This window comes from Aliiroseovarius sp. F20344, from assembly GCF_023016155.1.
GTDB lineage: Bacteria > Pseudomonadota > Alphaproteobacteria > Rhodobacterales > Rhodobacteraceae > Aliiroseovarius.
In genome coordinates this window covers 201,975-218,282 of the sequence record NZ_JALKBG010000006.1, presented here as the reverse complement: position 1 = coordinate 218,282, position 16,308 = coordinate 201,975, and the positions used below count along the sequence as shown (strand labels likewise).

Sequence of the window (16,308 nt, the reverse complement as noted above, 5' to 3'; positions counted from 1 at the left end):
CCTGGGCGGCTTACGCCTTGTCGTTCTCGGTTTCAGGAGTCACGTCTTTGGCGACTTCGGCAGCTTCGTCTTCGATTTCCTTCTTGCCGTCATCCACGCCTTTCTTGAAAGCGGTGATGCCTTTCCCGACTTCCCCCATCAGGGACGAGATTTTGCCGCGGCCGAACAGAACCAGCACCACGACGGCAATCAGCAGAAGGCCCGGAAGGCCGATATTGTTGAGCATGTTTTTCTCCCTAGTCCGAAAGCCTTTGGGGGCTTTCGTAGATATATCGCCAGAAACATTTATTGCCTTGAGCGGGAAGTTCAAAGCCCCAAAGGGAAAAAACTACCTGAACAGCGGTTATTTCAGCGAATTGAGGCGGCTTGTCGCAGGGCGGCGCGGGGTTTCGCAAGGGTACAGCCATGATTGGCCGATGCACACAGCCAACCGATTCTAGGTTCTAGCCCGTCATTTGCGCGGGAAAACGAAGCAACGGTCACGACGAATGGCGATCCAAAGCGCCGTTTCCGGCTTAGGAAGGAAAACTGACGGAACGGATGCGGTCAGGGTGGTCCCGTCCCGCTCCATCTGGAACTCGACAAGACTTTCTTTGCCGATAAAACGCGCGCGTTTTACCAAGCCACGTGCCCAGACGCCGTGGTCCGGCGTGGGGCTCGGGCCAACGCCACCTCGATCAAAGTCAATTTTCAGATGCTGGGGGCGGATCACGATGTCAACTTGCGACCCATCCGGCACACCGGGCGCAAGGAACTGACCAAAGGCCGTTTGCGTCAGCGCGCCTTCGACCTTGCCCGAGATGACATTTACATCCGAAAAGAACGCCGCCGCCTGCAGATCCACGGGCGTGTTGTAAACGTTATAGGGCGCGCCGCGCTGCACGATCTGACCCGCGCGCATCAGGGCGATTTCGTCTGCCATGCGCATCGCTTCTTCCGGTTCGTGGGTGACCAGAAGCACGGCGGCGCCTTCCTCTTTCAGGATGCTCAACGCTTCGTCCCGGATGCCGTCGCGCAGACGGTTGTCCAACCCGGAAAATGGTTCATCCATCAGCATGATTGACGGCCGGGGTGCGAGTGCCCGAGCAAGCGCCACGCGCTGTTGTTCGCCGCCCGACAATTCATGCGGGAACTTGTCGATAAAGGTGCCAAGGCCAACCTTATCCAGCAATTCATGTACGCGTTGGCGCTTTTCCGTTCGCGTGCCCGTCAGGCCAAAGGCGACATTGTCCCCAACTGACAGGTGTGGAAACAGCGCAAAATCCTGGAACATCAATCCGATGTGGCGCTTTTCAGGCGGAACGAATACGCCCGGACCCGCCACCATCTGACCATCAATCCAGACCTCGCCTTCGGTCTGGCTGTCGACGCCCGCGATGATCCGAAGCGTGGTGGATTTCCCGCAACCAGATGGCCCCAGAAGCCCGGTCACCTGCCCGGCTTGAAGGGACAAGGACACATCGCGCACCACATCCAGCCCGCCAAAACTGCGTTTTAGACCGCGCACCTCAAGCCGTGCTGTGGTCTGGCCTGTTCCGTCCATTCGCGTTGCCTTCCTTTTGCCCGATGCAATTCCTATCGTTTCCATCAGGTTTCCTTCGCTTACCAGCCCCCCCAGCGCCCCGCAAGCGAAACAGCGAAAAACGACAGCCAATGAAGCCAGAGGTCGCAGACGAGACGGATCACTGTGCCTCAGCTGCCAAGTTTGTGATAATTGAGGTGCCTGATGCGATTGTTTCTAAGCTTTACTCCCTTGCTGCTGTCCGTTGTGCTTGTGCAGCTGAGTTCCGGCGGCGCGGCCCCGCTTGACGCGGTTTCGGGCCTGACGCTTGGATTTACTCGGGCCGAGGTCGGTTTACTGGGGTCCGCGCATTTCGTGGGCTTCTTCGTTGGCTGCTGGTGGGCGCCGCGCCTGATGGGAACCGTCGGTCACGCCCGCGCCTATGCCGGATTTGCTGCTCTTGGTGCCATAGGCCTGCTGGCACACATGATGTGGGTCGACGCTTATGCATGGGCAGTGATGCGGATGGCAACGGGGCTGTGTGTTGCAGGCAGTTACACGGTTTTAGAAAGCTGGATCAACGCGCGGGTCACCAACGACACAAGGGGCCGCGTGATGGGCGGTTATCGTATCATCGAGCTTGGGGGATCGTTAGGTGCTCAGTTGATGATCGCAGTGTTGGAGCCCGCGCATTACGTCAGCTACAACATATTGGCGATGATCTGCTGTGCCGCCATCCTGCCCTTGGCTCTTACACGCGCTCGCCAACCGCAAATCCCCGATGCGCCGCGCTTGCGACCCGCGTTGGCATGGACTCGGTCTCCTTTGGCCGTTGCAGCGGTAATCACATCCGGCATCACCACATCCGCTTTTCGCATGGTCGGCCCGATTTACGGCAACGAGGTGGGGTTAGAGACCAGTCAGCTGGCGTGGTTTCTAGCTGCCTTCGTCTTGGGTGGCGCACTTGCGCAGCTTCCGGCGGGCTGGCTGGCGGACCGATATGATCGGCGCTGGGTGCTGATTTGGTTGTCAATCTCGGCAATCTTTAGCTGCATGGTCACGGTGCTGGCGGCAGGATCCGGTATCACCGGCATATTCCTGACCGCCGGGTTCTTTGGCTTCACGACTTTCCCCATCTTTTCGGTCGCGGCAGCCCACGCAAATGACTTTGCCAGCAGCGAAGAACGGGTCGAGCTGTCGGCGGCCTTGATGTTTTACTACGCGGTGGGAGCGATTGCGTCACCGCTGTTGGCCTCGAACCTCATCGAAAGCTTTGGCCCGACTGCCCTGTTTGCGATGATCGCAGTGGGCCATGCGGTGCTAATCGGCTTCGGCCTGACGCGGATGCGTCACCGCCCGACTTTGGACGAACGTACTCCCTATACCTATACCCCGCGCACCACGTTCTCGATGGGGCGGCTGTTTGGCAAGCTTCGGGATCGAGGCTAAGGACTTTGACCCTCTGGTCACGACGCAGGGCATGTCGTATACGGCGACAAACACGTTACGGGAGCTCACATGAACCGCGTCCTCATCACTTCTGCGATCCCCTACATCAACGGGATCAAGCACCTTGGCAATCTGGTTGGCTCGCAGCTGCCTGCGGACCTTTATGCCCGCTATAACCGCTGCCGGGGCCGCGAGGTCATGTTCATCTGCGCCACTGACGAACATGGCACACCCGCTGAACTGGCCGCGGCAAAAGCAGGTAAGCCAGTCGCCGAGTTCTGTGCCGAAATGCATGCAGTTCAAGCCGAAATCGCTGAGGGCTTTCGTCTGTCCTTCGACAATTTCGGCCGCTCGTCCAGCGACCGCAACCACAAGCTGACCCAGCATTTTGCGGGCAAGCTAGCAGACAATGGGCTGATCGAAGAAGTGTCGGAAAAGCAAGTCTATTCCAACGCCGATGGCCGCTTCCTGCCGGATCGTTATATCGAGGGCGAATGCCCCAACTGTGGCTATGACGGCGCGCGTGGTGACCAGTGTGAAAACTGCACCAAGCAGCTGGACCCCACCGACCTGATCAACCCGCGCTCGGCCATTTCCGGATCAACCGATCTGGAAGTGCGCGAGACCAAGCATCTGTATCTGCGCCAATCCAAGCTGAAGGACAAGCTGGATGCGTGGATCGATGCCAAGACCGACTGGCCGGTGCTGACCACATCCATTGCCAAGAAGTGGCTGCACGATGGTGACGGGTTGCAAGACCGCGGCATCACGCGCGATCTGGACTGGGGCGTGCCGGTGAAAAAGGGGGGCGAGGATTGGCCAGGTATGGAAGGCAAGGTCTTCTATGTCTGGTTCGATGCGCCGATCGAATATATCGCGGCGACCGCCGAACTGGCCGATGACCTGGGCGAAGGCGACGACTTCTGGCAGCGCTGGTGGCGTACCGACAAGGGTGCCGATGACGTGCGTTACGTGCAGTTCATGGGCAAAGACAACGTCCCTTTCCACACGCTGTCCTTCCCGGCGACGATCATGGGGTCGGAAGAACCGTGGAAGCTGGTCGACTACATCAAATCGTTCAACTACTTGAACTACGATGGCGGTCAGTTCTCGACATCGAAAGGCCGTGGCGTCTTTATGGATCAGGCCCTTTCGATCTTGCCTGCGGATTACTGGCGCTGGTGGCTCCTGAGCCATGCGCCCGAGAACTCAGATAGTGAATTCACTTGGGAGAACTTCCAGACTTCGGTGAACAAAGACCTCGCTGACGTGCTGGGCAACTTTGTGAGCCGCGTCACCAAGTTCTGCCGTTCAAAATTCTCGGAAGCAGTGCCGGAAGGCGGCGAATACGGCGAGGCTGAAGCTGCCCTGATTTCCGATCTGAACGCTAAGGTTCGCACCTATGAGGCTCACATGGAAGCCATGGATGTGCGTAAAGCCGCACAGGAACTGCGTGGCATCTGGGTCGCTGGCAACGAATACCTGCAAGCGGCCGCGCCTTGGGCAACCTTCAAGACCGACCCCGATCAAGCCGCAGCCCAGATCCGCCTGGCGCTGAACCTGATCCGTCTTTACGCCGTTTTGTCGGCCCCGTTCATCCCCGATGCGTCAGAAACGCTGCGAGACGCCATGAACACCGACATGGAGTGGCCCGGCGACGTGGGCGAAGCCCTTGCGACGCTGAAAGAGGGGCATGCCTTTACGGTGCCGGAAAACCTTTTCGCCAAGATCGCCGACGAACAGCGTGAGGAATGGCAAGAGAAGTTCGCAGGCACGCGGGACTAAGCCCCACAAACGATCCACATCGCATTTAAAACGCCCCACCAATCGGTCGGGGCGTTTTTTTCGGCCGTTCTTAACACGGCACCTGATCTGGGGCCGCACGCGCCCTTTCCCACCATATCTGCTGTTTTTTCCTTTATTTCGCCTTGAAACAGGCTATCTTTGAGGAAGAATAACAATAACCGGATAAGCTGACCGGAAAGATGGGTAGCAAGAGCGGTAAGAAATTGACGATTGCTAAAGGTAGACAAAAGCCAATTCGGCTTTCACTGAGCGACAAGCGATCCGTGCGCACGCAGTTTGGCGCGCTGCCTTTCCGTATACATGATGGCAAGGTCGAGTTTCTTCTGATCACATCACGCGGAACCGGACGTTGGATCATTCCCAAAGGATGGCCGATGGACGGGGAAACCCCCGCCGGTGCAGCCGCAACCGAAGCCTATGAAGAGGCTGGAGTTGAAGGAAAGCTCTATCATCAAGTGCTGGGGTTTTACGCCTATGACAAAGGGTTTGCGGGCGAAAAGCTTCCTTGCGTCGTTGCTGTGTTTCCGTTGAAGGTCAAACGGCAGCTGAAGTCTTATCCGGAAAAGGGTGAGCGCCGTCGCAAGTGGGTGAGCCGCAAGAAAGCAGCGCAAATGGTATCTGAGCCCGAACTGAGCCAGATCATCAAGGATTTCACGCCTAAGGCCCTTCGAAAGGCCTGATTTACCAGAAAGACCGGGGGATGGGTCTTGCGAAACTGGGTTGCGAGTTTCATATATCCTTCGCAGTAAGTGACTTCACTTGAACAATCGAACCCTATGATCCGCTACGCCTTGAAATGTGACCAGAACCACAGCTTTGAAAGCTGGTTCCAGAACGCCGACGCCTTTGATGGATTGCGCGCGGCGGGTCATGTTGCGTGCCCGGATTGTGGCTCTTCAAATGTCGAGAAATCACTGATGGCGCCAAAGGTGCGCCCGGCCCGAAATGCGGCCCAAAAACCAGCCGTGCCGCAAACCAAACCTGCGCCGCCCGCTGCCGCGGCCCAAGCCCCAACGCCCCATGTCGCCCCACCCCCTGAGGTGCAGGCCGAGATTGAGGCAGAGATCTCGAAGCTGCGCGCCAAGGTCGAGGCTGAAAGCGATTACGTGGGCGAGGATTTCGCCAAAGAAGCCCGCGCCATGCATCTGGGCCAAGCGCCAGAGCGTGCGATCTATGGCGAGACCAAGCTAGAAGACGCTAAGAAATTGATAGAGGATGGGGTGCCCGTCTTACCCCTGCCTTTCACGCCGACCCGGAAGGTGAACTGAGGGGTGGCAGGTGGTAAATGCAGAGTTAGCTAAGCTCTAGAAAAGGAAGTCGTCGGCATCCAAGTGCTTCATCTTCGTGTCCTCGATGATGATCTTGTTTTTCCCGTATTCAATCACAACGTCCCCGTTCTGCGTCGACATGTGATTGTTCTTCAGGTCTTTCCAGTTCTTAATCGCCGAGACATTTGACAGGTCGATGTCTTCAGAGTCACTTTTCGCATTGAAGTCCCTGATCCTGTCGATACCTGAGTTATCGAAAAAAACGAAAACGTCCCCATCCTTTCCTCCGATGAGCACGTCCTTACCAAAACCGCCATTCAAGGTGTCACGACCAGACTGACCAATCAATGTGTCGCGCCCAGCACCACCTCGTAAAATATCGTTTCCAGATCCGCCATTGGCGCGATCATTCCCCGATCCAGCGTTCACCACATCGGATCCCCCATAGGACTTTAGAACATCGTTGCCGCTGCTGCCCTGGAAGACGTCAGCTTTGCGAAAGAGGTACGTCAAGGCGCGGTCATCAACCCCCAACTCAAACCCCGTTATATAATTAAAGAAGCGATCAACCTCAGCATCCATATCGGTGATGGTATACTGGGCTGTACCCTTTACACTGTGTGTCATGGTCTTGAGGCGGCCATCGACGTCACCCCGTAAGTCATAGTCAAAAGTGCCCGTATAAACCAGTTTTTGACCGCCCTGCTTCGTCACGATTTTCGAACTGGTGCTTTGAAGAGTGTTTCCTTCAAAGAGTTGGAAATCGTTCATGTTGATCGGTTTTTTTGCAGTAAACTTGGCCATGGTAATACTCTTGATCCGCGAAGATAGGTTCGCCCATAAATTGTTTAAGCCGCAAGATAGCTCATTCGGTTTTGATCTGCCAGCTTCCTGTCGACGAAATTACAGCCGCTGGCGTCTTGCCCCTTCCGCCCTTGCCCTTTCGCCCCCTCCTGCGTAAGAGAAGCCGGACGTAAAGGAAGGGATGGGGCAGCATGCCTATTCTGGTGATGAAATTCGGCGGCACATCGGTCGCCAATCTGGATCGGATCCACCGCGCCTCGAAGCGCGTCGCGCGTGAGGTGGCCAATGGCTATGACGTGATCGTCATTGTTTCGGCCATGTCGGGTCGCACCAACGAACTGGTGGGTTGGGTGAACGAGACTTCGCATCTCTATGACGCACGCGAATATGACGCTGTTGTCAGCTCGGGCGAGAACGTAACCGCTGGACTTATGTCGTTGCGCCTTCAAGAGATGGATATTCCCGCGCGCAGCTGGCAAGGCTGGCAAGTGCCGGTGAAGACAACCGGCGTGCACTCGGCCGCGCGGATTGAAGAGATCCCCAACGACAACATCATGGCCAAGTTTGGTGAAGGCATGCGCGTTGCCGTTGTCGCGGGTTTCCAAGGCATCGCGGATGATGGCCGGATCACCACGCTGGGGCGTGGAGGATCGGACACCACTGCTGTGGCCTTCGCGGCTGCCTTTGGGGCAGAGCGTTGCGACATTTATACGGATGTGGACGGGGTCTATACGACCGACCCCCGCATTTCGGACAAGGCGCGCAAGCTGGACAAGATCGCGTTCGAGGAAATGCTGGAACTGGCTTCGCTGGGTGCGAAGGTTCTGCAGACCCGCTCCGTCGAGCTGGCAATGCGTTATAAGGTGAAACTGCGGGTTCTGAGCAGTTTCGAAGAATATGACCCGGAAGCAGGCACATTGGTCTGCGACGAGGAGGATATCGTGGAAAGCAATGTAGTTTCTGGCGTCGCATACAGCCGCGACGAAGCGAAAATGACCCTGATCTCGGTGGCGGACCGCCCCGGCATCGCATCTGCCATCTTCAGCCCGTTGGCCGAAGCCGGCGTGAACGTCGATATGATCGTGCAGAACATCTCGGAAGAGGGCCGCACCGACATGACCTTCTCGTGCCCTGTGGATCAGGTTGCACGCGCTGAAAAAGCCATGTCGGATGCCAAAGCGGCTGGCGACATCAACTTCCACGACATCGTGGCAGATCAGGACGTGGCCAAGGTGTCGATCGTCGGCATCGGCATGCGCTCGCAGGCTGGTATCGCGGCAAAAATGTTCGACGTGCTGTCCAACGAGGGCATCAACATCAAGGTTATCACCACCTCCGAGATCAAGATCTCGGTCCTGATCGACCGCAAATACATGGAGCTGGCCGTGCAGGCGCTGCATGACGCGTTCGAGCTGGAAAAAGCGTAATAGATACGGCCCTTAGGGCTGGAACTGAGAACGGCCTCGCAGGGATGCGGGGCCGTTTTTGTTTCAGGAGCGGCCAGCTGGATCAAGAACTGGTCCGTTTTTGTGCCCCAGTATGCCTAATCTGACAAACACAGCTTGTTCCCATCCAAGTCCCGCACATAGGCCGAGAACCGTGGCCCACGTTGCCCCGGCTTACCCTCGCAGGTGCCCCCAAGATCGATCGCCAAGGCGTGCATTCGGGTGACCTCTTCAGCTCCACCAACGCTAAACCCCACCATCATGCCGTTTCCGACGGTGGCCGGGTTTTCATCAAAAGGCTTTGCGGCCGCGAAGGCAAAATCCTCGCCGACCCAATAGGTCATACGATCAGACGGGGACAGGCATTGAAGCCCGGATTGGTCAAATAGTGCGCTGTAGAAGGTTTTGGCCGCTTCCATATCGTTGGTTCCGACGACGAAGTAGTTCATTTTCATTGGGTGATCTCCATATTCTGATCTCGTGCTTTGGTTCACCACCCTCATATTGATAAATACGTCATTTTATGTCCTATTTGTTTCATGGCACGCGCAAACGCACAAGACAGACTGAAGCGGATCGAGCTTTTGGCGGCTCGACTGAAGCAGGATACGCTTTGTACTGTGGCTGATCTGGCAGGGCAGCATGGGGTCAGCGCGCGGACGATCACGCGGGATCTGGCGCTGATGCGCGAGCAAGGCATGCAAATTGATGCCGATCGCGGGCGTGGAGGTGGCGTGCGACTTGATCAACGCTGGGGCGTTGGACGACTGAACCTATCCTATGCTGAAGCCGTTGATTTGCTGATCAGCATTGCGGTGGCCGAGAAGATGGAGTCGCCTCTGTTCTTGGCCAGCCTTGGAGCAGTTCGACGGCAGTTGGAGGCGTCGTTTTCACCAGATAAGCGCGCCAAGGTGGACCGGCTTAAATCCCGCATTCTGATTGGGATCACGGCATCAACCTATGTGCAGGCGGGTGCACATGCGCCTGCGAAGCGGGTCGTACAGGCTTTGCACCAAGCCTTCGTCGATCAAGAGATACTTGAGGTGAAGTACCAACGCGAAGATGGAACGCAATCCCAGCGGCAGATCGAGCCGCACTATCTTCTTCTGAAATACCCGATCTGGTACGTTGTGGCCCATGACCACCTTCGGGAAGGTCCGCGGGTTTTCCGCTGTGACAGATTGCTTTCGGCGACAAGAACTGGGAGTGCTTTCAAGCTTATGCCGAAAAGCGCATTCGAGCCTTCTTTGGAAGGTAACGATCTTTCTGTTTGAAGGGCGGTCTCGAAGAGATGCGGGGCCGTTATTGTGTCTGCGGAGCGAACAAGCAGATGCACTGGCGTCTATCGCTTGCGGCTTTGACACCACGCAAAGCAAGCGAATTGCCCTTGTTGTACATTTTTGTGAGGTGGCTTGTGGTGTCAAAGGAGCCAAAGCTCACCTGTTGGAAGGAAACGTCAATGAATGAGCGCACTATTCTGGCAATTGTGACCCTCGTGGCCTGTCTGAATCTCAGCGCTGCCTATGCGCAGATGAATGTTGACGAGCGTTTTGCCCGTAGCCAGCCAGATGTCGTGATGGCGCATCGAAGTGCGGTGATTGGCGAAGCGCCTGAAAACTCACTGGCTTGGCTACAAGGTGCGATTGATCGGGGTATCGACATGGTGCACATCAATCCACAGCTTACCGCTGACGATAGTTATATCCTGATGCATGACCTCACCTTGAATCGGATGACCGACGTGGAACGAGTATTTCCCGACGGCCCGCCGAATGGCCCCTCGCGGGAGCAGCGCGGCGGCAAGGACTTTGTGCGCGACTACACAATTGATCAGGTAAAGCAGCTTCGGCTTGTGACTAGCGAGGATTCCGCGCCGCACCGCATCCCCACGTTGCAAGAGGCGCTCGACCTTGTCGATGGGCAGGTTATCGTTGTTCTCGGGTTGAAAAACTATGAGATCGACAGCCTTACGCAAGCTTTAGCGGGGCGTCAGACCCGGAACGTATTGCTGTGGGGTCTGTATTTTTCGGGCACCGACCAAAGCAAACTCCGCGGCATCGCGGCAGCGACAGGCATTGATGTGGCAATCGTCCTATTCCGTTCCCGGAACTACTTGGCTGATCTTGAAAAGATCTATTTGCAGATCGGGGAACGCATCAGGATGGTAAGCGTCGGTAGCGCAGGGCTTACGCCTGAATTTCTGGCCCGAATGGAAGAATTAGATATACGGCTTATGATTTCAGGATTTGCCGGACCAGAAGACAACGCGTTGGTGAACCGAAATGATCCGGCGAAATGGAATGCGGCGCTAGAGCTCGGCTTTGCCGCCTCGACGGATCGACCTGATTTGCTTCTTGAGGCTTTAGGCCGATAGCCCCTTCTCCTCCCTCTCCAACCCCGCGATAATCAACTCCACCCCCTGCGCGAAATTGTGGAGCCCGTCATATTCGCGGCCGGCGACCTTCTCGGCCATGGCGCGCAGGTTGGGATAGGTGTCGGCGGGGATCAGGTGGAGGTGGGCTTTGGTCACCTCGGCATAGTCTTCGGGTGCGAAGGGGAAGTTCAGTTCTTGCAGGGTGAAGCCATAGATGTGGCTGTCCATAAGGTTCCAGGTGTGATCGGCGTCGATTAGGGCGAAACCGGCATTGGTCATCACAGCCAGCGTTGCCTCGACATAAGCCAGCACGTTGGGGCCGGTGTTGGGCAGCGACACCATTAACTGAATGGTCCACGGGTGGCGTTTAAACACGGCGCGGGCGTTATGGGCGCGGACACGGAGTTCTTCCTGCCATGGACCGTCCGGATCGGGCAGCGGGATTTGCCCAACGGCCCAGTCGGCCATGCCCATCAGCAACTCATCTTTGTTGGCGAAATGGTTGTAAAGCGACATCGCCTCGACCCCCAGCGCGGCCGCGAGTTTACGCATGGAAAGCGAATCGGATCCGGCCTCGTCGGCCAATTTCACGGCTGCAGCGAGGATCGCCTCGCGCGTCAGCTTTGATGTTTTTCCTGACTTTTTAGCCACTTGCGCCCCTTTCGGTTCCCTCCCTTGATTTACTTACGGTGTAAGTTTATATCAAGTGCAAATTTAACTTACAGTGTAAGTGAAGGATTGGAAAATGAAACGCATCTGTATCGTCGGGATCTCGGGCAAACTGGGACAATATATGCTGAAACATGCGCTTGAGCGCGGCTATCACGTGAATGGCGTGTGCCGGGAAAAAAGCGTCGGCAAGCTTGACGCCATCATGGCTGAACATGGGGATCGCATCACGCTTTACCCCGGCAAGACCAATGATCGCGAGGTGATCCGGCGGGCAGTGGCGGGCTGCGAAGGCGTGTTGACCGTGCTGGCGCCATGGGGCGTGCAACAATACTCGTCCGGCACCGCGAAGGCAGTGATGGATTTTGCCGAGCCGGGCGCGCGGCTGATCTATTCCTGCGGCTGGCACATAACGTTGGACGGGAAGGATCGCTTTTCATGGAAGATCAACGCCATCATCAAGTTCTTAAGCCCGCTTTTGCGCTGGCTGCGTCTGGTCGAGATCGACGACCAGTACCTTGCGTGCGATCTGATCTTCAAATCTGACACCAAGTGGACCGTGGTGCGCGGATCGGACCTTGAGGAAGGCGAAAGCCAGGGGCTGCCCGTCTGGTCGGAACATGTGCAGGATCCGATCCTGGCCTCAAACCTGACCCGCCGGATCGACTTTGCACTGTTCATGGTCGAGGCTCTGCGGAACGACGCAATGATCGGCAAGGCACCTGCGATTTGTGGGGCGGGGACTGAGAGTGCACGGGCGGTTGGTACTGCAGTCAGGGTCTAGACTAAACGGATACCAACCCTAAAAAACCAAGGCAGGGCTCGGCGCATAAAAGGCAAACTCCTGAAAGCGCCGCCTTGCCTGGCGCTCCAGCCTGAGCTACCCCGAACACATGAAAATCTACCTACTTGCTTTCGCATCTATTGTGACGAGCCTTGCGATACTCGCCTCGACGCGCGGCAATCTGTTTGACGACCAAGCATCGCGAGATCGTGACATAGCGTTTCTTGTCGACATCCATTTGGGCCATGGAGAATTCGCAGACAAGAGCACCACTTTTGTATCCCAAATCGCCGATAAAATAGGGAGTGATCTGGAGATGGTCGGCGCACGCGTCATCGATCAAGAGCTGTTTCAAACCATATTGCTTGGCGATCTAACCGAACGCTACGAAACAAAAACGCGCAAATGGATTAAGGGACTGTATCTAATGCACCTCAACTCGCGTGAGATCCAATCACTAGCAGAGTATGCAAGAAGTGATGAGGGGCGCGACCTGCTTAACATGACACACCCGTTGGATCAGAAGCCATCAAAGCGCGTTGCCGCGTTTTTTGACGGCCCCGGTCGACCTATTGCCGAAAGGATGCCTGCGCTAAAAACTGACGTAGAGCTATTCTTTCATGAACAAAGCATTTTGGTGAGCGAACATATCTCAATGGCAAGAGTAGCGGATATCGCCGAAAGGCCTGACGTAGTGGCATTTGACGATGAAAGCAAACGAGCCGAAGCCGTTGCCATCATGCGCACCTTGCACAATGAGATCGACTACGGCGCATCCCTGATCCCGAACTAACGCTTTCCTCCGAACACCCGTCCGTCGTTTACCGCGAACCCTATGGCGATGATGCCAAAGCCAACCCACGCCTCTGGGCCGATGCGCTCGCCCAGAAACAGCGCGCCGAGGCCGATGGCGAAGGGTGGGATCAAAAGGGTCACAAGCATCAGGTTCGCGGCCCCTGCCCGCACAAGAATCGCGAAATATAGCACATAGGCCAGCGCAGTTGAGAGAACAGCCAAACCCATGAGAGATCCCCATGTGACGGCCGTCAGGCTTAGCGTAGGCGGACCGTCCACCATCCAAACGATAGGCGCCGTGATCAGGGCACTGGCCGTCACCATACCCAGCGCGTTCATCAATGGTGGCTTGCCGGCCAGCATGACCCGGCCCCAAACGCTGGCGAAGGCATAGGACAGTGCAGCGCCCATGATAGCCAGTTGCGCTAGGTTGGCGGGGTTGAAGCCTGACACGGCCTCGGGACCCATGATGACGCCGACGCCGATCAGGCCCAGAACGGCACCTCCGATCTTGCGACCGGTCAGAGGTTCGTCGGCCAGAAGCACGCCCGCAACGACCGCGCCGAACATGGCCGTGGTACCGTTCAGGATCGAGGCGAGACCACTTTCAATTTGCGTTTGCCCCCAGAAAATCAGCGAAAACGGGATCGCGTTGTTCAGCGCGCCCATGCCCAGATAGCCCAGCCAGACGCGCGGATTGCGCGGCACGGGGATGCGCTTCATCACGACGATCACCGCCAGAATTGGAATAGTCCAGACCACCCGATGCAGCGTGATGGTCAGAGGCGGCAACTCGTCCAACGCAACCTCAGCAAAGAAAAACGATCCGCCCCAGACGGCAGCCAGAGCGATCAGCATGATCCATGCGGTGCGATCCATTTGGAGGGAGGGTTTGGGCATTGGGCAGGGTCCTGTGGTGTTGTTCCACAGGGATGGCGGAAATTGCCGCGAAGGCCAATCCGTTTCTTGTGGTTTCTTGAAGTGAGAAACGGCGCTACAAAGGGCGCACGTTTGACGAGATTTTATGGATTCATAGATGAACCTAAAATTGCTGGCCGGATTTCTGCTTTGTGGTGCACTCACGGCATGTTCGCAGACAATCACTACCTCTGCTGTAGTGATTGATGAGGCGTTTTTGACACAGAATTTCAAAGACTGGATACACTCAAAAGCTCTGGTCAAAGTGGCGCAGCTTGGCGGTAGCTGCAAGATTCTGAACCGTGAGAGGGAATACTACTCCTGTTCGGTATCCGCTGATGATGAAGTGATCGACTTAGGATTCGGCTACAGGGCGAAGGGTGACTACGCCATCATGCTCAGCTCCACTGTGGCGCATCTCTGGCCACCAAGTGATGAGTCAGTGGCCGCTGGCAAGCATGTCCCAAGTTTACAAATGGAACTTGAAGAGTGGGTCGTCGAAACCATACCCAATGAGGCAGTCGTCAGGCGCACACGTTCAATAGTGGATTACGACTATGAGAAGAGCTTCTGATCCTATTCGAGCTGCGTCACTTGGAATATTGATACGTTCTGCGCTGGCCGAACCGGTCAGACTACCAAAAGGAAATCAATGATGTATGCGATTGGCCATATCCAAGATGCCGTGATGGCGGCTCTATCGACCGCTCTTTCTGACGCTAGATTCTCGCACCTAGAAATCGTAGCACTCGCCCGACACACATCTGAAACAGCGATCAAGAATGCCGAACAATCTGAGTGTACGGTGGATGAGTTGGCGATTTCCAGTCTAGTTCAGCGCATTGGTATTCGGGGGCCGAACTGTGACCCAGTTCTATTGAGACTACTGGAAATGGAACGCCGATCAGCAGTTTCAGCCCTCCATGAAAAACTAGTTCCGGCGAAAAGTGGGGACTTTAAGGCCTTTGACTTAGATGAAGCGAACCGCGTGCTTAGCGATATCTTTGCGGCGAGATCGCTTCCAAAGCCTCTGGGAGTTCAATCGGCAGCTAAAGATGAGTTTGTATTCACGGTGGAAGTCACTTTGGAAAACGGCTTTGATTTGATGTTAACGCTGAGTGGTAGGATGGGTGCCGCGACCAAAATCACCGACGAAATCTGTGTCACGAAAGACAATGAGGAGGTTGCGGTGTTATCATTCGCCAAGTTGTTTGGGCTGGGGTTTTGGAGATTCTGCCCAAAGAACACGATAGCGACGGATGCGGATCTTAAAGCGGGTTTCGACGAACCGATTGTTCTTTTCCAATTGCTGATAAGAAAGATTGAAGAGCTTTAGGAACGCCCTCGGCCCGACCGATTATTTGAGATCCCAAAACAAAAACAGCCCACCACTCCGGCGCGCTGTTCTTCGTTTTTCGCATCGCGCTTACATCTGCCCGTAAGGCGTTGAGCGTGAGATTTCCAACTCCTCGTCGCTCATCACATCTTCGACGCCTTCGAATAGCGGTGTGGAGAGGTAGCGTTCGCCGGTGTCGGGCAGCATGACGAGGATGTTCGCGCCTTCGGGAGCGGATTTGGCGGTCTCGATCGCGGTGGCGAAGGTCGCGCCGGCTGAGATGCCGACAAAAATGCCTTCCTCGGCGGCCAGACGTTGCGACCACTTGATACCGTCTGGTCCGGGGACCGCAGTCAGCTCGTCAACATAGCCATTGTCCAGCGCTTCCTGCATCACATAGGGGATGAAATCTGGGGTCCAGCCTTGGATGGGGTGCGGGTTGAAGTCCGGGTGGCCCTCGGTGGGCTGTTTCGCCTCATTGCGGGTGTTCACATAGCCGGAGGCAACCAGCGCCGCATTGGCAGGCTCGGTTAGGATGATCTTGGTGTCCGGGCGTTCTTTCTTCAGCACACGCCCGATGCCCGTCACGGTGCCGCCGGTACCATAGCCGGTGACCAAATAGTCCAGCCGCTCGCCGTCGAAATCGGCAAGGATCTCGCGCGCTGTGGTGTTTTCGTGGATGTCGGCGTTGGCGTCGGTTTCAAATTGGCTGGCAAGGAACCAGCCATTGGCCTCGGCCAGCTCTTTGGCTTTGGAATACATGCCAAAGCCCTTCAGCTCTTTCGGGGTCAAAACCACCTTCGCGCCAAGGAAACGCATCAGCTTGCGGCGCTCGACCGAGAAGCTTTCAGCCATCGTCACAACCAGCGGATAGCCCTTGGCCGCGCAGACCATGGCAAGGCCGATGCCCGTGTTGCCGGATGTGGCTTCGACCACCGTCTGGCCGGGCTTCAACGCTCCCGAGGCTTCGGCGGCTTCGATGATGTTCAGCGCAAGACGATCCTTGACGGATCCGGCCGGGTTAAAAGCCTCCATCTTCACGAACATGTTCACGCCTTCGGGCGCGATGCGGTTGATGCGGACGACGGGCGTGTCGCCCACAGTGTCCAGAATGCTGTCATAACGCGTGCCGCGCCCGTTTGTTTGTCGGATTGCCATG

General features: G+C 56.4%; 18 protein-coding genes. 11 read left to right on the top strand and 7 right to left on the bottom strand.

Going from position 1 to position 16,308, the window contains the following annotated elements:
* Nucleotides 1-10: 10 nt before the first annotated feature.
* Together MWU55_RS06810 and MWU55_RS06805 are read right to left on the bottom strand one after the other, a co-directional pair.
* On the bottom strand, nt 11-226 hold the full coding sequence (locus MWU55_RS06810) for a twin-arginine translocase TatA/TatE family subunit (RefSeq protein ID WP_246935189.1): 216 nt from the start codon (nt 224-226) through the stop codon (nt 11-13).
* 225 nt (nt 227-451) lie between these two features.
* A complete protein-coding gene (locus MWU55_RS06805; RefSeq protein ID WP_246935697.1) occupies nt 452-1,543 on the bottom strand; it encodes an ABC transporter ATP-binding protein in 1,092 nt (363 codons plus the stop codon).
* A gap of 183 nt (nt 1,544-1,726) precedes the next feature.
* Here MWU55_RS06805 and MWU55_RS06800 point away from each other — a divergent pair, with 183 nt between their 5' ends.
* The 4 genes from MWU55_RS06800 to MWU55_RS06785 all read left to right on the top strand — a co-directional run bounded on the left by MWU55_RS06800 (nt 1,727) and on the right by MWU55_RS06785 (nt 6,024).
* Nucleotides 1,727-2,950 carry an MFS transporter gene (locus MWU55_RS06800; protein ID WP_246935188.1) on the top strand — a complete coding sequence of 408 codons (1,224 nt, stop codon included), beginning with the start codon at nt 1,727-1,729 and terminating at the stop codon, nt 2,948-2,950.
* Nucleotides 2,951-3,019: 69 nt separating this feature from the next.
* Nucleotides 3,020-4,735, top strand: a complete 1,716-nt coding sequence (gene metG / locus MWU55_RS06795) for a methionine--tRNA ligase (protein ID WP_246935187.1) — start codon at nt 3,020-3,022, stop codon at nt 4,733-4,735.
* 200 nt (nt 4,736-4,935) lie between these two features.
* Nucleotides 4,936-5,436, top strand: a complete 501-nt coding sequence (locus MWU55_RS06790) for an NUDIX hydrolase (protein WP_246935186.1) — start codon at nt 4,936-4,938, stop codon at nt 5,434-5,436.
* A gap of 96 nt (nt 5,437-5,532) precedes the next feature.
* The gene (locus MWU55_RS06785) at nt 5,533-6,024 is read left to right on the top strand and encodes a DUF1178 family protein (protein WP_246935185.1); all 492 of its coding nucleotides are present in this window, start codon (nt 5,533-5,535) and stop codon (nt 6,022-6,024) included.
* 36 nt (nt 6,025-6,060) lie between these two features.
* Here MWU55_RS06785 and MWU55_RS06780 read toward each other — a convergent pair whose 3' ends face one another.
* A complete protein-coding gene (locus MWU55_RS06780; protein WP_246935184.1) occupies nt 6,061-6,795 on the bottom strand; it encodes a calcium-binding protein in 735 nt (244 codons plus the stop codon).
* A 224-nt stretch (nt 6,796-7,019) separates the two neighbouring features.
* Here MWU55_RS06780 and MWU55_RS06775 point away from each other — a divergent pair, with 224 nt between their 5' ends.
* Nucleotides 7,020-8,255, top strand: a complete 1,236-nt coding sequence (locus MWU55_RS06775; protein ID WP_246935183.1) for an aspartate kinase — start codon at nt 7,020-7,022, stop codon at nt 8,253-8,255.
* A gap of 116 nt (nt 8,256-8,371) precedes the next feature.
* Here MWU55_RS06775 and MWU55_RS06770 read toward each other — a convergent pair whose 3' ends face one another.
* Nucleotides 8,372-8,728 (bottom strand): VOC family protein, encoded by a 357-nt coding sequence (locus tag MWU55_RS06770; RefSeq protein WP_246935182.1) that lies wholly within the window; start codon nt 8,726-8,728, stop codon nt 8,372-8,374.
* An 84-nt stretch (nt 8,729-8,812) separates the two neighbouring features.
* Between MWU55_RS06770 and MWU55_RS06765 the strand changes: the two genes are divergently transcribed.
* Nucleotides 8,813-9,547: a WYL domain-containing protein gene (locus tag MWU55_RS06765; protein WP_246935175.1), complete on the top strand. Its 735-nt coding sequence runs from the start codon at nt 8,813-8,815 to the stop codon at nt 9,545-9,547.
* Between the two features lie 185 nt (nt 9,548-9,732).
* Nucleotides 9,733-10,647, top strand: a complete 915-nt coding sequence (locus MWU55_RS06760; RefSeq protein ID WP_246935164.1) for a glycerophosphodiester phosphodiesterase family protein — start codon at nt 9,733-9,735, stop codon at nt 10,645-10,647.
* Here the strand turns inward: MWU55_RS06760 and MWU55_RS06755 are convergent.
* Nucleotides 10,636-11,298 (bottom strand): TetR/AcrR family transcriptional regulator, encoded by a 663-nt coding sequence (locus tag MWU55_RS06755; RefSeq protein ID WP_246935163.1) that lies wholly within the window; start codon nt 11,296-11,298, stop codon nt 10,636-10,638. The two genes, MWU55_RS06760 and MWU55_RS06755, sit on opposite strands and share 12 nt — an antisense overlap.
* A gap of 94 nt (nt 11,299-11,392) precedes the next feature.
* Between MWU55_RS06755 and MWU55_RS06750 the strand changes: the two genes are divergently transcribed.
* Together MWU55_RS06750 and MWU55_RS06745 are read left to right on the top strand one after the other, a co-directional pair.
* Nucleotides 11,393-12,100 (top strand): NAD(P)H-binding protein, encoded by a 708-nt coding sequence (locus MWU55_RS06750; RefSeq protein WP_246935162.1) that lies wholly within the window; start codon nt 11,393-11,395, stop codon nt 12,098-12,100.
* 109 nt (nt 12,101-12,209) lie between these two features.
* Nucleotides 12,210-12,893 (top strand): hypothetical protein, encoded by a 684-nt coding sequence (locus MWU55_RS06745; protein WP_246935160.1) that lies wholly within the window; start codon nt 12,210-12,212, stop codon nt 12,891-12,893.
* Here the strand turns inward: MWU55_RS06745 and MWU55_RS06740 are convergent.
* Nucleotides 12,890-13,795, bottom strand: a complete 906-nt coding sequence (locus MWU55_RS06740) for a DMT family transporter (protein ID WP_246935159.1) — start codon at nt 13,793-13,795, stop codon at nt 12,890-12,892. The genes MWU55_RS06745 and MWU55_RS06740 overlap by 4 nt on opposite strands.
* A gap of 136 nt (nt 13,796-13,931) precedes the next feature.
* Here MWU55_RS06740 and MWU55_RS06735 point away from each other — a divergent pair, with 136 nt between their 5' ends.
* Both MWU55_RS06735 and MWU55_RS06730 read left to right on the top strand, forming a co-directional pair.
* Nucleotides 13,932-14,387 carry a hypothetical protein gene (locus MWU55_RS06735; RefSeq protein ID WP_246935158.1) on the top strand — a complete coding sequence of 152 codons (456 nt, stop codon included), beginning with the start codon at nt 13,932-13,934 and terminating at the stop codon, nt 14,385-14,387.
* An 81-nt stretch (nt 14,388-14,468) separates the two neighbouring features.
* Nucleotides 14,469-15,149 (top strand): hypothetical protein, encoded by a 681-nt coding sequence (locus MWU55_RS06730; protein WP_246935154.1) that lies wholly within the window; start codon nt 14,469-14,471, stop codon nt 15,147-15,149.
* 90 nt (nt 15,150-15,239) lie between these two features.
* On the opposite strand, the gene cysK is transcribed toward MWU55_RS06730, so the two are convergent.
* Complete coding sequence (gene cysK / locus MWU55_RS06725; RefSeq protein ID WP_246935152.1) at nt 15,240-16,307, bottom strand: cysteine synthase A; 1,068 nt, start codon at nt 16,305-16,307, stop codon at nt 15,240-15,242.
* Nucleotide 16,308: the final 1 nt, after the last annotated feature.

Bases quoted from the DNA above. Each gene is read 5' to 3' on its own strand.
- MWU55_RS06810 (WP_246935189.1), bottom strand. From the start codon at position 226: ATGCTCAACAATATCGGCCTTCCGGGCCTTCTGCTGATTGCCGTCGTG.
- MWU55_RS06805 (WP_246935697.1), bottom strand. From the start codon at position 1,543: ATGGACGGAACAGGCCAGACCACAGCACGGCTTGAGGTGCGCGGTCTA.
- MWU55_RS06800 (WP_246935188.1), top strand. From the start codon at position 1,727: ATGCGATTGTTTCTAAGCTTTACTCCCTTGCTGCTGTCCGTTGTGCTT.
- metG (WP_246935187.1), top strand. From the start codon at position 3,020: ATGAACCGCGTCCTCATCACTTCTGCGATCCCCTACATCAACGGGATC.
- MWU55_RS06790 (WP_246935186.1), top strand. From the start codon at position 4,936: ATGGGTAGCAAGAGCGGTAAGAAATTGACGATTGCTAAAGGTAGACAA.
- MWU55_RS06785 (WP_246935185.1), top strand. From the start codon at position 5,533: ATGATCCGCTACGCCTTGAAATGTGACCAGAACCACAGCTTTGAAAGC.
- MWU55_RS06780 (WP_246935184.1), bottom strand. From the start codon at position 6,795: ATGAACGATTTCCAACTCTTTGAAGGAAACACTCTTCAAAGCACCAGT.
- MWU55_RS06775 (WP_246935183.1), top strand. From the start codon at position 7,020: ATGCCTATTCTGGTGATGAAATTCGGCGGCACATCGGTCGCCAATCTG.
- MWU55_RS06770 (WP_246935182.1), bottom strand. From the start codon at position 8,728: ATGAAAATGAACTACTTCGTCGTCGGAACCAACGATATGGAAGCGGCC.
- MWU55_RS06765 (WP_246935175.1), top strand. From the start codon at position 8,813: ATGGCACGCGCAAACGCACAAGACAGACTGAAGCGGATCGAGCTTTTG.
- MWU55_RS06760 (WP_246935164.1), top strand. From the start codon at position 9,733: ATGAATGAGCGCACTATTCTGGCAATTGTGACCCTCGTGGCCTGTCTG.
- MWU55_RS06750 (WP_246935162.1), top strand. From the start codon at position 11,393: ATGAAACGCATCTGTATCGTCGGGATCTCGGGCAAACTGGGACAATAT.
- MWU55_RS06745 (WP_246935160.1), top strand. From the start codon at position 12,210: ATGAAAATCTACCTACTTGCTTTCGCATCTATTGTGACGAGCCTTGCG.
- MWU55_RS06740 (WP_246935159.1), bottom strand. From the start codon at position 13,795: ATGCCCAAACCCTCCCTCCAAATGGATCGCACCGCATGGATCATGCTG.
- MWU55_RS06735 (WP_246935158.1), top strand. From the start codon at position 13,932: ATGAACCTAAAATTGCTGGCCGGATTTCTGCTTTGTGGTGCACTCACG.
- MWU55_RS06730 (WP_246935154.1), top strand. From the start codon at position 14,469: ATGTATGCGATTGGCCATATCCAAGATGCCGTGATGGCGGCTCTATCG.
- cysK (WP_246935152.1), bottom strand. From the start codon at position 16,307: ATGGCAATCCGACAAACAAACGGGCGCGGCACGCGTTATGACAGCATT.